The following is an 18,136-nucleotide window of genomic DNA, read 5'->3' on the forward strand; positions in this document are numbered from 1 at the left end:
CCCCTTGAACTTCTACCAATCTTTTAATAGGTTGATAGAGTCGTTCCCGGATAGTAAAAACTTAAAATTGTTGTATACGATTGTCCTGCAGCCGCTCTGGCATTCGCTCCATATTGGCTCATGCCTATGCCGTGTCCATATCCCTTACCGCTAATGAGAAAGGCATTCGTATTGCTTGAGACAGAAGCGTATGTACTCTTCATATTTGAAGCGCCAAGCATCGTTCTCAGCTGTGTCGCAGGTACAGAAATTGTTGCTGTTTTTTCACTCAGGCTTCCATTTGAAAGAATGTAGCCATTTGATTTTTCTTTCACGAAATAAGAGAATGTCACACTTGCTGTTTCCGGCCGCTGACCGGCAGTTTTTGCCGTACTGAATGTCACACTGGATATTTTCGTGATTTTAATAGACTCGGCATTGCTGTATTTGTTTTTGATAAACCAGCTTTTCAAACCGCTCAAATACGCGGAGTTGATTTCATTTTTAGTGCCCCACCAAGATCCCGGACTTTTAAGATTCAAGCTGCTTTTATCAAGCTGGGTTTTATTTAATGACAGAGACCAGCTTCTCTGCGGGTCATAGGAGTCTTTTTTGGCGATTAAATAAGGAAGCTGGCTGCTCCACACCTCGCCGCTTGCTTCTGTGTACCCGCCGTTACTTGATGAATACGTAGCTGAAATCAAATTGCCGTTGTATTTCAACACTTTTCCTTTTGTGGCTTCTACAACCTCTGACGTTCTCGAATTCCAGTCATATCCGCCATATACCTGAAAAGCGGTGGTGTCTTGCACTTCTTTTCCGGCCGATCTGATGGAATAGGTACGGGCAGCGACAGCTTGAGCTTTAAGTGCTTCTTTTTGCCAGCTAGCCGGCATCTCATGAGGTACAACACCCTTTAAGTAATCTTCGAAAGGAATATTCACATTGATCGGACGAACATATTTGCCTGACTCGATCGTGAATTTCATATTTCCAAGATACGGCTTTCCATTCAGACTGATGGAATTAGTCGTTGCATATTTTTTAGGATTTGCTGTGAAAGAAGTTCCAAGCGTCTTGATAGCAGTGCTGTTTTTATAAAGTACCAGGTTTCCGCCTGATAGCTTAACTGAATATCCAGATCCTGAGAAAGTATCTGCCAGTTTATTTTTTAGCGTATCACTCACGGAGATGTTTCCCCCAAGGAGTGCAAATGACTGCGTTCCTTTTGACGCCACCACATCAGCGACTGGTGACGGGAGGCTGCCGGATTCAACTAACAGTAAAGGGCTGCCCTGCTTCGCTGCAAGTACTGATCCCGTTAAAGCATCCGCAAAGGTTTTACCGTTTGACATGAAGACCTTTGTCGCTTTCATATTTAATTCTTTTACGATATTGGCAGATACTTGATAGCGGGAAACCCCGCCAATCCGTTTCACAGCCGCCTGTTTTTTTAATGTGCTTTCCACGCCAGTGCTGACACTCAACGGACCGCCGACAATTGTTACTTTACTTGGAATTTTGTAATCACTGCGGATGTTATTGTCTCCCGCAAGTAAAATCGGATAACCGTTCATTGCAGCATATGGCGCGATTGACAAGGCATCTGTAAAGACCATGCCTGTAGCCACTACTGCCTGGCTGTAATTCCCCATTCGATCGGCTATGTTTTTGGAAACCTCGTAACGGGTTGCTCCGCCAATCCGATCGATAGAACCATATTTTCTCAATGTATTTTCTACATTTTTAGAAACACTGATTGTCCCGCCAATGATGAGAATGTTGTCAGGATTTAGTTTTGCTATTTCACTTTCTGTTTTGGGTGTTAGCGAACCTGCGTCTGTTAATAAAATCGGCGCGTCGTATTTTTTGGCAAGCGGTGTTGCTGAGAGCGCATCGGCAAAAGCGTCTCGATTCACAATGACCACAGTCGTTGGATTTGTCCAGCCGGCTGACGCTACATGATTGGCAACGTCAAAACGGGTAGCCCCCCCGTATCGCTCTGTATCCGCAATTCTTGAGCCGGGAATTTCATAGCCGCCAGTGATATCGACATTCAAGCTTGATTTGTTGCCTACATAATTACTCAGCTTCACCGAAATAGTCTTATCAGCGGCTTTCGCAGACTGCATAAACGCCGGGCATGCAAAAGCCGCCGCAGTGACTGACGCAAGAAGCAAGAGCTTCACTTTTTTCAAAACATAGAACCCCCTAAGAAGTTTTTATTACTTCGTCTCAAGACTCTTTAGCGTTAAGACGCCATTTGAATCTTTTGTGTATTCGACATCCACTTTTTGTCCTTCTGACATGCTGTTCATTTTGTCCTGAAGGTCTGAACCAACCTGAATCATTGTTTCTTTACCATCAATATCGACTGCAATCGTATGGCTGTCCGCCAAACCGGCAAACGTGCCTTCCTTCGTTACAGTTTCTTCAGCAGCCGCATCCTGGCTATCTGAATTTGTTTCTGAACCTGATGAGTTCTCAGCTGTGCCGCAAGCAGATAATAGAAGCAGCATTGAGAACATTAAAATAGCAAGTTTTTTCATTCCTATATCACCTCTCCTGTTTTTATCGACAATTTTAAGCTTATTTTAAGATATCTTTCGAAACAACGAAAAGTTTTTGCGGATTTTCTTAAAATACCGAAACATTTGTTACAAGCAGCCGTCTATTGTAAAGAACTAGACAAATTTTAGTTGTTTTCAAATATTAAGAAACTTATAATCATACTAGATGACAAAAAAGCGAGGACTTTATATGAGAGCTGAAAAAAGAAAGAAAAAAAGAAAGGCATTACTTGTCATTTTAGCCATTGTGGCTGTTTTGGTGCTCGGAACAGGCAGCTATGCCTACTACTTATGGCATAAAGCTGCTTCAACTGTGGCAAGTATTCATGAGAGTATTGATAAATCTAAAAAAAGGGATAAAGAGGTCAACATCAATAAAAAAGATCCGTTTTCCGTCTTAATTATGGGTGTAGATGAACGCGACGGAGATGTAGGCCGTGCCGATACGCTCATTTATATGACTGTTAACCCAAAAACGAATACAACTGACATGGTCAGCATTCCGCGTGACACATATACAAAAATAATCGGAAAAGGCACAATGGATAAAATCAACCATTCATACGCATACGGCGGTACGCAGATGACAGTGGATACGGTTGAAAACTTCCTCGATGTTCCGGTAGATTATTTCGTGAAAGTGAACATGGAAAGCTTTAGAGACGTTGTTGATACACTTGGAGGCATTACAGTTAACAGCACATTCGCGTTCAGCTATGACGGTTATTCATTCGGAAAAGGCGAAATCACGCTAAACGGCAAAGAGGCGCTCGCCTATAGCCGGATGAGAAAAGAAGATCCAAGAGGCGATTTTGGCCGTCAGGACCGCCAGCGCCAAGTCATCCAAGGAATCATTAATAAAGGCGCGAATATCTCTTCCATTACGAAATTTGGAGATATGTTCAAAGTGGTTGAAGATAATGTGAAAACGAACTTGACCTTTGATGACATGTGGGATATCCAGTCCGACTACAAGGGCGCGCGCAAAAATATTGAGCAGCACGAACTGAAAGGTGACGGCACAAAAATCAACGGCATCTACTACTACCAAGCTGATGAAACCGCCCTTTCCAATATCACAAAAGAGCTGAAGGAAAATCTGGATAGCTAAAACAAAAAGAAGCTTTGCACAGTGTGCAAAGCTTCTTTTTTATTTGCCTGCAAATGAATCCGGCTGCTCTTTCCGGTATCCGTAATAAAATAGCAATTCCTCCACAATCCGGCGGGAAGCCTCTCCATCTCCGTATGGATTAGAAGCGTAGGACATTTTCTTGTATTCGTCAGCATCAGTTAACAGCTGTTTTGCCAGCTTATAAATGGTTTCCTCATCCGTTCCCGCTAGTTTCAGCGTACCTGCTTCTACTCCTTCTGGCCGTTCCGTCGTATCGCGCAGCACAAGCACTGGTTTCCCCAGAGATGGCGCTTCCTCCTGCACGCCGCCCGAATCTGTCAAAATAAAATTCGATTTTGCCGCAAAGTTATGGAAATCAATGACTTCCAAAGGTTCAATCAGGTGCACCCTGTCAGAATCTCCAAAATGCTTCTGGGCGGCTTCCCGGACAACAGGATTCAGATGCACAGGGTAAACGACCTGTACATCGTTACATTCCTCAACAATTCTGCGGATGGCCTTGAACATGTTTTCCATTGGCTCACCCAAATTTTCCCGGCGGTGCGCGGTCAGCAGAATCATCTTATCCTCGCCCACCTGATCGAGAACAGGATGCGAATAGCCGTCCCTCACCGTTGTACGAAGTGCGTCAATCGCTGTATTTCCTGTCACAAAAATAGAATCAGCCTTTTTATTTTCTTTTAATAAATTTTCTTTTGCCTGGCCTGTCGGCGCAAAATGCAAATCAGCAATCGCTCCTGTCATCTGGCGGTTGAGCTCTTCCGGAAACGGTGAATACTTATTGCCCGTACGGAGCCCGGCCTCCACATGGCCGACAGCGATTTGATGATAAAAGGCGGCAAGGCTTCCGGCAAAGGTCGTCGTCGTATCACCATGGACAAGCACAATATCAGGCTTGATGTCTTTGAACAGTTCATCCAATTTCACAAGCGCGTTGGACGTAATCTCTGCCAGCGTCTGCCGCTCCTTCATGATATTCAAATCGAAATCAGGCTTGATGTGAAACGCATCTAACACCTGATCGAGCATCTGTCTATGCTGGGCAGTGACCGTCACATAGGAATCTATTTCAGGATATTTTTTCAATTCAAGCACAAGCGGTGCCATCTTGATCGCCTCAGGCCTGGTCCCGAAGACGGTCATGACTTTTAGTTTTTTCATATTTGTCACCTGGTTTCTTTGTTTAACGGGCTGTCAGATAAAATGTTGATTCGTCTGACTGTATATATAGGTCTACTTTCTTCTTTATTTTAAAGCACCATAGCTTTTTTTCAATATTTTTACTGCAAAAGTATACGCTGACATCCTTTTTTGGAACCAATGCCGTCTTATATGAATTGATAGATAAGGCGATATTGGTGTTTTGCAAATGAGCAGGGGCAAATTTTTGTTCCACAAGATTCCGGTCAATCTGGATCACTGTCTCTTTAGCGGAACTGATTTGTTTATTGATTGGGATTAAAAACTCTTGGTTTTTAAATTCCAGCAGCAATAAAGAACGCTTCGGGAAAAACAATTGGCTTCCAGGAAATACAAACATTAAATCCTCATCAGACTCACTCGTTCTGATTTCGACTTTCAAATCTTCCTGTTCTCTGATATCGACTGACAGATTATCATATGGTTTTGTAAAATAAGGTCTTGCGCTAAAAGCATATTTTCCGTTATTCCCAATATATTTAGCATGCTTTGGATAGGGATACTTTTCTCTGCTGTTGCCAATTCGGGCGCGCTTTGTGTATCCGTCAATCTCTGATTCAATAAAGAAGTCCCAAACACCAATATCTCCTTCATGAACAGCCAAATCAGTAAACTTCGTGAGAAACTCAAATTCTCCGCCATTGGCATACACCGGGGAAATGACTTTTTCAGTTTTTCTCTCACGGTGCACCCAGATGCCAGATAACATTTGCAGCTCTTGATGCTCTGGTTGTAATGCCGAGTGTGTAACCGTTCCTTTTAATAAAAAGGTGTTATTCTTCATTTGAAAATCGCTCACGTAATGACTGAGTTTGTTTCTGTCATCAACGATTCGTTCGTTCTCTGTTAAATGATACGGCATAAGGCTTGGATAGTTTGCTATGATATGACCATTTTGAACAGACGTAAATTGCGTCATATTTTCTTTATCAGCTTCAAACTGCTTCAAGCCATTTAAGTCATTATGACGTACAAAGTATAATTTTAACCGTGTATGAGAATGAACAAGCTTATCAATTTCCCGCGGGATAGTTTGGTCAACAAAATCGTGCAGCTCTTTCATCCATGTTTGCTGCTCCTGCTCATCCTCGATTGTGACGGTAAAGTCCGTTGTTCTAGAAAAGTCAAAATGGCGATTTAAAAACTTTGCCAAAAACTTCTTTTTCCTTGTAGGCGATAGACGGCTCTCACTGATCATATCTATAATAACCTTCATTGCGCCATAATAGCTTTGAGGCGCCACATATGCAAATGTCATATGCACGCCGTCATGCTGTACAGCGTAGTAATAATCATAATCGGCCAAGACAGAAATTTTGTTCGCTTCTAAATAAGCTTTCATGACAAACACCTGATCCTCAGTCGCTTGTATGTTAGAGGGAAAATAGATGTCATGATTTCTAAGCAATGAAACTTTAAAAAGCTTTGTCGGGCCAATGGAGTAGACAAGCGGTGATGTAACAAGATCCGCCTCAGCTTTTGTTTCCTTAAAAATAGCTTGCGGGACTGATCTGCCGTTCACACCGACCATTTTTCCTAGCACAATGTCAGAATCATGCTGTTTGGCAAATTGATACATTCTCTCAAATGATTCAATACCAAGATAATCATCGGAATCAATGAAAAAGATGTATTCTCCGTTGGCTGCGCGTATCGCTTGGTTTCTTGGTTCGCCCGGCCCTCCCGAGTTTTCCTTTCGTTCTATAACCGTTATATGAGAATACTGTTCACTGTATTTTTTCAAAATTGAAACCGTGCCATCCTGAGAACAATCATCTACACAAATAATTTCGTACTCATTATTCGGCATCGTTTGTTGAACCAGACTATCCAGGCAGCGGGAGATAAATTGTTCTGAGTTGTATGTGGGTACTGCTGCAGTAATTTTCAACATGACACCTCTATCCTTATCCGCTTCTATTTCTTCACAAAAGCTCATATAATGAACAAACATGGTATAAAATGCACTATTTCGTCATTTCAAATACTTTTTCCCATCTTTCAAACAACCGGTCTTCACTATATTCTGTATCCATTAAGTTCTTTGCGTTTTTTCCATATTGAATGGCTTTATCAGGGTTGTCGTACATATAAATGATGCTTTCAGCAAGCATTTCAATATGATCAGGTTCTACAAGCATGCCCGTTTCGTGTTCTTTTATGAGCTCTCTTGGACTGTATTTCACATCAAAACTGATCACCGGGGTTGCGCAAGAAAACGATTCACAAATGGCAAGACTGAAACCCTCAAATTTTGATGTCAATAAAGTGGCAAGCGCCTGCTGATAAAATGGGGCAGGATTTGCGATATAACCTTTTAAATGCACATTATCCAGCTTAAGATCATTGATCAATTGCTGATATTCCTCGTGGCCCGGACCGCTGCCATAAATATGAAGGACAATTTCAGGACGCGATTTTTTTACAATTCCCATTGCTTTTATCACCTTATCGATCCCTTTTTCCTCATGATATCTGGCCACCATGACAAATTCGTTTTTCTTCTTTTCATACGTTTTTAGCTTCTCTAGCCTTCTTGGAGCATGGGGAATAACAAAAATATTATGGTCCGACTCAAAATCCTTCATAATATCTTCTTTTTGTTCATTCGTTAAGACGATCAGACCGTCATAATCTTTAATATGCTCCATCACATATTGATGATTTTTCCGAACTTTGCTGCCTAGTGTGTGTGGATAATCTAAATGATTTGAATGAACACAGTAATATCGTTTTGCCAATCCTTGACGCATTTCATTTACTTTTGAAGCACTTCCGACACCATCACAGATGATAATCGGGTCTTTTTCTTTTTCACATAGCTTCTCAAGCCAATGTGTATGAAACTTGTGCCTGCTTTTGAAAAAGACAGCTTCTTTTTTTTCTCGCTCAAACACCATAACTCCTTGGCTGGCTCCCGTATGAAAATGATGCCATTCCGTTAAATAACAAAAACCGTCTGGTGCTGTGTAGTGAATTTGATTGTTTTTTCCGCTTCTTGTATCAAATAACACCGTTTTATTTACATAAGCGCCATGAAAGAATTCACGCTTTGTTATTTGCATATTTTCATTGAAATGATCTACATATATAAGGTTATTCGATTCATCCCACTTTTTCTTTTTGATATATAAACCATTCTTGAAGTATTCCGTCTCTAACTTTTCCTCATTGTGATAAACAGCATAGGGTTCTTCAAAGCGAATACGATTTTGTTCATAATAGCTTTGTTGTTCATCCCCGACTTTTATATGTTTATGCTGATTTTTATAGTCGTCATAAATATTAAGGATATTAACATCAGCATGGAGTCTTCCAGCGTTCTTCAGCACTTTCTCAATTTGATCGTAATTCTCTTTATAATCAAGCGTGACCAAATCGATTTTATGGCCGCGCTCCGCAAATGTAAAAGATCTTGACATCATAGAACTTGTAATGCCGCCTTTTTCAATGTCTATTTCATATATTAGTGAAAAGATCCTTCTCATTTTTAAGCTCCTTCTTCTGGTAAAGCTTACTCTGCTATTTTTTGGCGAACAGCCGCTTCATTAATTTTCTCCGAAAACCCTCGGCTGTATGAACACACAAATGATTTTTTTCTTCTTCCAATTTCAATCGCCAGCCTGAAATGCTTTGTTCTGCGGCTGGAAGTTTCTTCGGATCGGTTACTTCTACACTCGATGCAAAGAAGCTATTATCCCACTCGCAACAGAGATACAACTCTAAAGCGGATAGCTGATCTACTACAGAAAGAACATGGAGCGTACCGCTTACAGTAAATATCAGCTCTTCCTCGCTGTTTACATTTGCGTTAAACGTATTTTCAGTGCCGCTTTTCTTATTTTTTAATTTCCAATACATGTGATAACGGCCAACAGAATGGGCCGGAACGCCGCCTTTAAAGTCGACCTCGGCTGATAAATATAAATCGGATTTTGATTGCCACTCTGCAGCTGAGAGCTTAACATGCATATCTTTCAGTTGGTTATGAAAAGGCACCTGATCAATGAGTTTGTCCACAAAGCCTTTCCAGGTAAATGAGCCTTCAGAAACATTATAAATAGTTGTGCGAGGCCCCGTTTTTTCAATTGTGTCATGATATCTCTTCAAAGAAGGAGCCACGAAAGCATGAAGGCAGCTTATTTCCTTTTCAGGATTTTCCAATATCTCATCCGTCTCCATAAAACCTAAATATATGGAAGAATATTCAGCAGAAAGAGACTTCAATGTTTTATATACGCCCACTTCTGAGGTTAAGAACAAATATTCCTTCTCTTTTATCAGGCGGCTCAGAAATTCATAATAGAGTTCATTTTCTGAGGACAATACTTTGACTATATTGTCTTTTTCGTCAAAAATAATAATTTTTTCAGTTGTTCCGTTATTCTTATACCATTTGGTCATATAACAGGTGCCGTCTTTTCTTAAATAAAGATGCTGTTTCGGTTTGTTCGTCTCCAGGTCCATGTATATTAAGCTGTGTACATAGCCGGATAAATCATATTCTTCTCTTTTAAACCTTTGCCTGTTTTCATTAAAGTAATCAATGACAACAAGTTCTCCTGTTTCTGTAAACCTTTGATATTTGATATAACGACCATTGTCATAATAGCGGTAAATGGGCTTGTTCGGTTCTTGAATATATGTTAAACCTTCTTGTTCTATCGGATGCTTTATTTTAACTTTCTGAGGTTCAGGTCCTTTAAAGTAGCTGTACATATTCATAACAGCAGCATCTTTAAAAGAAGAAGGCCCATTAGGCTCATGATGCAAAGTGACAATTTCCATTTGATAATTCCAATCAATTATATTAATATTGAACTTTTTTGCAGTATGAAGTCCTGAACAAACATATGCTAATTGTGGGGTAGAAACCTTCATCGTCATCTTTTTTATTACCTTTCGAAAAAATTCGTACAGTCACAATTTCAGAACTACATTATATCATTTTTGCTGAGCTGTCTCTATACATGAAGGAGTTGTTACACCTCTGGAATATTTTTGATTAACACAAGCTGCTTTTCCTATCTATTGGATTATTTTCTGTCATTCCTTGATCTCAAAGTTACTGTATTGACTCTTGTTTAAAATTGGTTTTTCTTATATGATTAAATGTGTTTAACCTAATGAAAATAGGGTATTGATGAGAAAAGAAACTTAAACATTTTAAATAATCAGCATTTCACAAAGCTGAACCCTAAATCTGTTTTTAAGGAAGGTGCTTTGACATTGAAAAAAGTACGTAAAGCCATAATCCCTGCCGCTGGTCTCGGAACGAGATTCTTGCCGGCTACGAAAGCAATGCCGAAAGAAATGCTCCCTATCGTTGATAAGCCTACCATTCAATACATAATTGAAGAAGCTGTTGAAGCTGGTATTGAGGATATTATTATCGTCACAGGTAAAAGCAAGCGTGCGATTGAGGATCATTTTGATTACTCTCCTGAGCTTGAAAGAAACCTAGAAGAAAAAGGTAAAGTTGAGCTCCTTGAAAAAGTGAAAAAAGCTACGAATCTGGCTGATATCCACTATATCCGCCAAAAAGAACCTAAGGGACTCGGGCACGCTGTCTGGTGCGCGCGCAACTTTATCGGTGATGAGCCGTTTGCGGTTCTGCTTGGAGACGATATTGTTCAAGCTGAAAAGCCTGGATTGCGCCAGTTAATGGATGAGTACGAAAGAACGCTTTCCTCTATTATTGGTGTTCAGCAAGTGCCTGAAGAAGAAACACACCGCTACGGCATTATCGATCCGCTGACAAGCGAAGGCCGCCGTTATCAGGTGAAAAACTTCGTTGAGAAGCCGCCTAAGGGCACAGCTCCTTCTAACCTTGCCATCTTAGGCCGTTACGTATTCACGCCTGAAATCTTCATGTACTTAGAGGAGCAGCGGGTTGGTGCCGGCGGAGAAATCCAGCTGACAGACGCCATTCAAAAGCTGAATGAAATTCAAAGAGTGTTTGCGTACGACTTTGAAGGCAAGCGTTATGATGTTGGTGAAAAGCTTGGCTTTATCACAACAACTCTTGAGTTTGCGATGCAGGATAAAGAGCTTCGGGAGCAACTCGTTCCATTTATGGAAAACTTATTAAACAAAGAAGAAGTGTAAACAAAAAGGCTATTGGACATTCATCCAATAGCCTTTTCTTATTTCGATATCAAGGTCAGCGTATGCTCTTCATTATCAACCGCAAAGACCTCATCATCTGTATTGACAAGGAAACGATCCTTCTTGCCATCATATAACACATCGCTGTCACTTAATGATAATGACGCAGGAGTAACGGGAGAAATATGATGAAAGATAAGCTCAGATGCTTTATCATTCTCCAGCACATAGCTGATTTTTTCATAATCAAAATCCAGGGTTTTTCTGCCGTCAGCCGTATCTCCTACAGTATATCCATTCAATTTCGATTGGATGTTGGTGCTGCTGTCTCCCAAGAATTTCAGGAAGTATTCATAGGAAGAAGCCGCGTTTTGCGGAACATAAGGCGTAAAGGCCGCCGCCTGCAACTCAGCATGTTTTACGTTTGTTGCAACAGCGCTCTGCTTTACAAAATAAGGCTGCCCGTTAAACTTTATTTTTACTGCTTGCTTTCCTTTTGCAGCTACCGTCACCTCGGTACCGAATGGCAGTGTCATGTCAGCCTTCTGTTTCAAAGCTTGATCCTTATAAACAGACGCTTTTTCATCAGCAATAAACCCTTGTTTATTGACTGCGGTTAAACGTTCCTCTGTCTTTCCCTTTGCATCGCCATGATGGTTCTTCACTTCGTTTTGGGGAATAGCGCCAAACGAAGCAATGGTTCGAAGCGGCGTGTTAAAGAACATGGTTCCTGCAGTAAAGACCGTCAAGATAGACAAAATAGCAATTTGAACTGCATTAGCCAGTGATTTCGGCTTTTTCTTCTTTTGACGGAAACGGGCAAACGCTTCAGGATCTTCTTTCTTCCGCTCTTCCGTTTGCTCCTTTTTATAGGTTTCTTTTTCTTTTTTCGACAGCTTATTAAACCAGTCAATAAACGCTTTATACTCTTTAACAACCGTTTTTGTATCATCAAACATACGCAGCTCGCCGTAGTGCATCCAAGCGACGCGGTCACACATTTTTTCAATCTGGCCGATGGAATGGCTGACAAAGAAAATCGTTTTTCCCTGTTTCTTAAACTCATTTATTCTGTCTACACACTTCTGGTAAAACGTTTGGTCCCCTACGGAGAGCGCTTCGTCAATAATTAAAATGTCAGGGTCGATATGCACGGAGATCGCGAAACCAAGACGCGATTTCATGCCGCTGGAATAGTTTTTAACCGGCTGATTAATAAAATCGCCAATCTCGGCAAATTCCACAATACTGTCATACATATCATCAATTTCTTTATTGGTTAATCCCATCATCAAACACTTGAGCCGGACATTGTCCCGGCCCGTTAATTGATTATTTAAACCGGCTGCAATCGCAATCAGCGACGGCTGGCCGTTCATTTCGATTTCACCGCTGGTCGGCGGAATAATTTTAGCCAGCAGGTTAGACATGGTCGATTTCCCCGACCCGTTTATTCCTACAAAGCCGATTGTTTCTCCCTCATACACGTCAAAGGAGACATTCCGCACAGCAAAAAAACCATTATCCTTAGCTGGAAAAAACAACCCTTTAATCTTGTCCGATTGTTTTTTATACAAATGATACTGCTTTGAAACATTTCGAAACGAAACTTTTAGTTTCATCGTACAATCTCCTTACGTATTAAAGAAAGTCAACAAACTTGTCTCTAAATTTCATATGCAGGATAGAACCTACCAACAATAAAAGGAATGTGAACAGCCAGAAATACAGCGTGTATTTCATGTCTTGGAAAAACCATTGCCCGTCTAAAAACGTATTCCGGAACCCTTCTATCAGATAATAAATCGGGTTCAGCTTAAGCACTGGCAGAAGGTTCGGATGATTTTTTCCAAGCTGTTCTGAAATATTCCAAAAAACCGGAAGTAAAAAGAACAATAATCTTGTTACAGATTGCAGCAAAAATTGATAGTCGCGTACCAGGACGCTTATCGTCGAGTTAAACAAACTGAATGAAAACATAAAAATGATCATACAGGCTAAGTAGTAAATATATTGTATCCAATGTAAGCTTGGATAAATTCCGTTAGTCAAAAGTACGATCAAAAAGATGCCCATCATTACGAAATAACTAAATAAATTTGAAGCAATCACAACAGAAGGCAGTGAACTAATCGGAAAATTCATCTTCGCGACCATATTAATCCGTTTAAACACACTGTTTGATCCATCAAGTATAGTTGGGCTAATAAAAAACCATGGAATCAAACCAGCAAGCATCCAAACAATAAAAGGCACTTCTCCGACACCCGTTAAAATTGGCTTACTGTTGCGAATTCCCATACCAAATACAAACCAGTACGCCAGCATTTGAATGAGAGGGTTTAAAAACTGCCATAATACGCCAAGATAATTCATCTGATACTGAGACTTTGTCTCATACGAAGCCAAGCGCAAAATTAAAGGAAACGATGTCACTTGCTCTTTTACGATTCTTACTAATGCATTCATTATTTATCTTCCTTAGACTTAAATGATTTTTTGGATCTTTCGGTTAAAGAAATTTGAAAGCACCGGTGAATATTGTAACAGATAATAGAGTTTTTTTCACACCATAGCAGGTTTAAGATCAGTGAAAATGCTCTCGATTTATTTAATGATAGCCACAGTAAACAAAAAAGTATTTCGAGATATTGTCTCGAAATACTAATTACAACACTATTGAACCTCAATTTGTGAATAAATCTTTTTTAAGGGAGTTTTGTTTTTTTTGAATTCTTGCTCATGTAAAAGATTTTCCCATTTTGATCCTACAACTTCAAATGAGTATCTTTTGACATTTTCCTTTGCATTTCTCCCCATTGTTTTCCTCAAACTATCTTCTCTTATTAAAGTGGTTAAAGATTCGGCTAGCTTGTCTACATCGTTTCTTTCGACTAATACCCCATCTTCACCATCTTTGATAATTTCAGCAGGACCAATACAAGAATAACTAACACAAGGAACCCCTACGGACATAGCTTCAATGATAACCATTCCAAATGATTCATTTCTTGAACTCAATGCATATATTGAGGAATTGGCCATCTCCTTGATAATATTATCTGTTTTCGGCATTAAAAAAACATTATTATACAACTTCTTATCGAATATCATTTGACGTAATGAATCCTTCTCCACACCATCACCAAAAATTTTTAATCTCCATTCTGGATATTCTTGGGACACTTTTTCAAATGCATCAATTAATTGGTCAAAACCTTTTTCATGAACAAATCTTCCAGCAGCTATTACTGTTTTTTCTACAAGGTTTGAGCTCTCTTTTGGCATGTGTGTTGCGTTCTCTATTTTATATAAATCTGTGGTGTTGTTATTTAAAAGACGCTTATAATCATTAATCTCAGCATCAGTTAAACATGTTAGAGCATCCAGTTTTTTGTAATACTTTCTGATTTTCGTTTGAATTGACCTTTCATACCCGCCAAAAAATTTGTGCTCTTGGCCAATTTTGATGACATTACGATTAACAAATTTAGCTGATAAGAAATTAAAAGATGGAATAGTTGTTATAAGTACACCCTGATTAATTTCTGAAAGTTTTTTTAGAATTTTAAGATCTACAAACAAATTAAACATATGATATAGATCTTCATTTTTATCAATAAACACACTTGGCATCTTCATTAAAATTCTTTTAATGATTTTCTTGTATAAAGGTGTGTTTTTGCCAAAGAGCTTTCCTCTTCTTGCATCAAATATGGGTGTTAATTTAATCCTCTTGTCAAGGTCAAACATGGGTTTACCCCTTGTTCTTCTAACACTTATAATTTCAACATCATAGTTTTGGGCAGCTAAATAATTGGCTGTGTTGGCAACAGTTCTCACTGTACCACCCATGCCATAAATATTGTAAACCAAAAAAGTGATTTTCACTCCATTGTCCTCCTTTCCTATTTTAGCAATTTTATTTGGTTATAAATACGTTCTGAATTTTGTTTATCCTGATACTTATAAAATTTCTTTGACTTCACCTTATATTTTTTTTCATACTTAAAATCATTTTCAATTTGCTTTTGAACGATTTCCAATAAACTTCCATCTGTATAAGCTGTTTGTCCGAATAGATCTGTTTTTAAATTGATATAAGACCCTCTGTAATGTAAATAATCAGGTAGATCAAATTGATAAAAGATTACAGGCTTTTCTAGGTAATTAAAGTCAAAAGCTACGCTTGAGTAATCCGTTATCATTAGAGAGCTTTCACTTACAAGACTTTTAACGCTCTCTTCTCCTACTTGTACTAATTTTATATTTTTGTGTAGATCTTCAAAATAATTACTATATTTTTTCTGTAGTTCTATGTGCATGAAGAATTTCAATATAATATTGTTGTCTTCTAAAAGTTTATGCAGTTTTTTATTATTTAAAAATCCACTGTAATTGAGATAAAAACTAGAATTTTCAAAGTCATCAATCCACTCTCTCCAAGTCGGAATAAGAAGTATTTGTTTAGACTTCATCTTTTTACTGTCGTCAATCAACGTGTCAAATCTCGATAGTCCTGTTACCATTATTTGATCTTTTTTAAAATTCATGTCCTTCACTAAAATCTGCTTTTCGTGATCAGATGAAACGACAAACTTTTTAATTTTACTGTTATATGATTTTCTATTAAAGCTCAATTTTTTCATTGCAATGATACCATGCTGCAAATAAATAATATCTTTTGGATTTTCACTCATTTTATTATGAATGACACTAGGAATTACATCTCTAATACCATGGCTTACAATTAAATATTTACTTAAATGATAAAAGACGAGATGTTTAAAACTATCATAAGTTATAATATTTTTCGGATACTTCGAAATGTTGCCAGGGTTTTTATTATCTTTCTTACTTACATAGTAGTATTTTTCCTGATTTTTATTTTGAACACAGTATTCAAAAAATGCAAACCCATTATCCTGTGCGACTTCTCCTAAATTCTCTCCAACAAACCACACTGGTTTTTTAGCAAAAGGTTTTAAAACTTTTGCTATTACTCCTGCAAATAGGAATCTTATTTTTTCCAATTTCTTTTCAGTAGCCTTTATATCTCTCATCTCTAGCTTTAAAAGAGCGTTTCTTTTATCAATAAAAGCAGATAAAAAGAGAGACTTATTAATTTTAATTGCACCAGATTTAAATGTTGACTTACTATTTATTAGTTTTAAATTTTTTATGTTTATTGATGAATCAACATACTTATTACTAATTAATAAGCATAGACCGACATCGTATTGCATTTGGTTTTCCAAGCCGTAACACCCAGCTTCGCCTTCATTCAATATAAATACAAATTTTTTATAGTCTTGTTGCTCCTGTTCGAACGCAGGTTCAACCAGAACCGAACGGCTATTCTTATCTTTTAACTTTAAATACATTTTATCGTATATCAAATGATTTTTTTCAATCGATAAATGAATTTCTATCTCTTTATTTTTACTGATTATATCTGTGCATTCAGCATTGATATATGAAGAAAAAACAAAAGATAATTCATTTAATTGATTAAATTTGGGCTGTATTGAGAACGGTTTTATATCTTTAATTACAAACTCCGGATAAACATGAGATTGTGATTTGTCTAAAATATCATCTAAGTTCGACTTCAGCTTCACAGCATATTCTTGATTCTTAACAAGAATTGAAATATAAAAATCAAAAATAAAATGATTCATTGCCTCTATATCTGTTTTTTTTATGTTAAGCCTGCTCTCAAAATGCCAACAAGAAGAAGTTTTTTCTAGGTTATTAATAAAATAAATTTTCTGCTCACTTTCATTAGCTAAAAAAACGTTTTTAATTTCAATTTCCTTATCTAAAACCTCTATAGAACCTTTAACTATTAAATCAACACCATCATGATGTATATAAGATATTTCTCCATTAATTGCTGAATCTTTTATTAAAACCGCCAAGTTGTTATCTAAAGTAGCATACATACGTGCTCTTTTTATGAATCCTTTAGAATTGTAAATGGTTTTTGGCAGACTGATAAATTTACCCGTAGATTTATCATTTTCTGAATCAAATGATAATCTTTGACTTACTGTTAATCCATTTGTATCGAACTCTAGATAAACGTCCCATATTCCATCAGTTTCAAAAAACCGTTGTGTTAATAAAGGGATGCTTACTTGTAAAAAGCCGTTATTATAATCTTTTTCCTGCAGACGAATAATGTGCTTATCTACAGTTTTTCTATTGATAAACACTAACTGTTTAATAAAAATCTGTTCGTCCCTAGTTGGAGTAATTTTACAATTCAAATGAAGGTCATTATTATCAATGCTTAATTGATGAATTTTCGTTTGAACTAACTTTGCATTAAACCTAGAAATGTTAATTAGCAATTCTTTATTTTGAGTCTGGGAAACATTATGAACAAATAGTTCGCCATTTTCAGTATAGATCTCTTTGGTTTGTAAAGCAGTATCTATATCAGTTTTCACTTTAATTGTAAACTGATATTCACCTATCTTCACTTCGGTATAAAAATACCAGTTTCCTTGATATAAAGGATACCCATTCAGTGTTAAGGATATTTCAAAACTTGAGTCTTCTGAAATTAACAAAGAGTTCTTTGGTATTATTAATTGTTCTTTTGTTGCCTCGTTTTCTAAATAACATTTTATGAATTTGACAGAGCTATTTAAAAACAAAAATGTATGAGATCCAATAAAAGTCGTGGAATTTGCTGACATTTGGACATTTTCAATTACAAAAGCCGATTCGGAAAGGCTTGTTTTATTTGCCATTAAAATTCCATCCACTCCAGGAGCAAACTCTAACACAGATCCATCAATAACTAGTTTAAAAGTATCATTTAACTGATTTAGAATATCAATAAAAACTTCATCTTTATCTAAAATAAGCTTTAGTTTAAAAACTGATTTATCCGAACAAGACTTAAGCTCATCTAATGGGATAACAACTTTCATAATGCCTTCATCGCTAATTAAAGAGATATTCGATAAGAGATCAATATGCCTGTTAGAAGTCGCAAGCGCAACATTCTCTATCCTGCTGAAAAAGTGTTCATAAAAATCTTTTTTTTCACACATCAGATCAAATACGATATTTTCATTTTCAACTTTCATGTTTATTAAATATATGCCGTAGTCCATTAAGTCTCGCCTTTCTT

Annotated in this window: 12 protein-coding genes; 2 read left to right on the plus strand and 10 right to left on the minus strand. The window is 37.8% G+C overall.

Annotation, left to right across the window (positions count from 1 at the left end):
- Nucleotides 1-23: 23 nt before the first annotated feature.
- Both M1D98_RS17135 and M1D98_RS17140 read right to left on the minus strand, forming a co-directional pair.
- Complete coding sequence (locus M1D98_RS17135; protein ID WP_010328794.1) at nt 24-2,177, minus strand: SpoIID/LytB domain-containing protein; 2,154 nt, start codon at nt 2,175-2,177, stop codon at nt 24-26.
- A gap of 27 nt (nt 2,178-2,204) precedes the next feature.
- On the minus strand, nt 2,205-2,528 hold the full coding sequence (locus M1D98_RS17140; RefSeq protein ID WP_010328795.1) for a hypothetical protein: 324 nt from the start codon (nt 2,526-2,528) through the stop codon (nt 2,205-2,207).
- A gap of 211 nt (nt 2,529-2,739) precedes the next feature.
- On the opposite strand from M1D98_RS17140, the gene tagU reads away from it, so the two are divergent.
- Nucleotides 2,740-3,660, plus strand: a complete 921-nt coding sequence (gene tagU, locus M1D98_RS17145; protein WP_121643396.1) for a polyisoprenyl-teichoic acid--peptidoglycan teichoic acid transferase TagU — start codon at nt 2,740-2,742, stop codon at nt 3,658-3,660.
- A gap of 39 nt (nt 3,661-3,699) precedes the next feature.
- Here tagU and wecB read toward each other — a convergent pair whose 3' ends face one another.
- From wecB to M1D98_RS17165, 4 genes are all read right to left on the minus strand, one after another.
- A complete protein-coding gene (gene wecB / locus M1D98_RS17150; protein WP_010328797.1) occupies nt 3,700-4,842 on the minus strand; it encodes a non-hydrolyzing UDP-N-acetylglucosamine 2-epimerase in 1,143 nt (380 codons plus the stop codon).
- Between the two features lie 22 nt (nt 4,843-4,864).
- Nucleotides 4,865-6,775 (minus strand): glycosyltransferase, encoded by a 1,911-nt coding sequence (locus tag M1D98_RS17155; RefSeq protein ID WP_026014459.1) that lies wholly within the window; start codon nt 6,773-6,775, stop codon nt 4,865-4,867.
- Between the two features lie 73 nt (nt 6,776-6,848).
- Complete coding sequence (locus tag M1D98_RS17160; protein ID WP_456279776.1) at nt 6,849-8,369, minus strand: glycosyltransferase; 1,521 nt, start codon at nt 8,367-8,369, stop codon at nt 6,849-6,851.
- Nucleotides 8,370-8,403: 34 nt separating this feature from the next.
- The gene (locus M1D98_RS17165; RefSeq protein ID WP_326980694.1) at nt 8,404-9,768 is read right to left on the minus strand and encodes an alpha-glucosyltransferase N-terminal domain-containing protein; all 1,365 of its coding nucleotides are present in this window, start codon (nt 9,766-9,768) and stop codon (nt 8,404-8,406) included.
- Nucleotides 9,769-10,110: 342 nt separating this feature from the next.
- Here M1D98_RS17165 and galU point away from each other — a divergent pair, with 342 nt between their 5' ends.
- A complete protein-coding gene (gene galU / locus M1D98_RS17170) occupies nt 10,111-10,989 on the plus strand; it encodes a UTP--glucose-1-phosphate uridylyltransferase GalU (RefSeq protein WP_010328801.1) in 879 nt (292 codons plus the stop codon).
- Nucleotides 10,990-11,027: 38 nt separating this feature from the next.
- Here the strand turns inward: galU and tagH are convergent, their stop codons facing one another.
- The 4 genes from tagH to M1D98_RS17190 all read right to left on the minus strand — a co-directional run bounded on the left by tagH (nt 11,028) and on the right by M1D98_RS17190 (nt 18,119).
- Nucleotides 11,028-12,611, minus strand: a complete 1,584-nt coding sequence (gene tagH / locus M1D98_RS17175) for a teichoic acids export ABC transporter ATP-binding subunit TagH (protein WP_010328802.1) — start codon at nt 12,609-12,611, stop codon at nt 11,028-11,030.
- 19 nt (nt 12,612-12,630) lie between these two features.
- The gene (gene tagG / locus M1D98_RS17180) at nt 12,631-13,458 is read right to left on the minus strand and encodes a teichoic acids export ABC transporter permease subunit TagG (RefSeq protein WP_010328803.1); all 828 of its coding nucleotides are present in this window, start codon (nt 13,456-13,458) and stop codon (nt 12,631-12,633) included.
- A 207-nt stretch (nt 13,459-13,665) separates the two neighbouring features.
- On the minus strand, nt 13,666-14,880 hold the full coding sequence (locus M1D98_RS17185; protein ID WP_456279777.1) for a glycosyltransferase family 4 protein: 1,215 nt from the start codon (nt 14,878-14,880) through the stop codon (nt 13,666-13,668).
- A 17-nt stretch (nt 14,881-14,897) separates the two neighbouring features.
- Nucleotides 14,898-18,119 (minus strand): CDP-glycerol glycerophosphotransferase family protein, encoded by a 3,222-nt coding sequence (locus M1D98_RS17190; RefSeq protein WP_456279778.1) that lies wholly within the window; start codon nt 18,117-18,119, stop codon nt 14,898-14,900.
- Nucleotides 18,120-18,136 lie beyond the last annotated feature (17 nt).

This window comes from Bacillus sp. K7 (assembly GCF_053903245.1).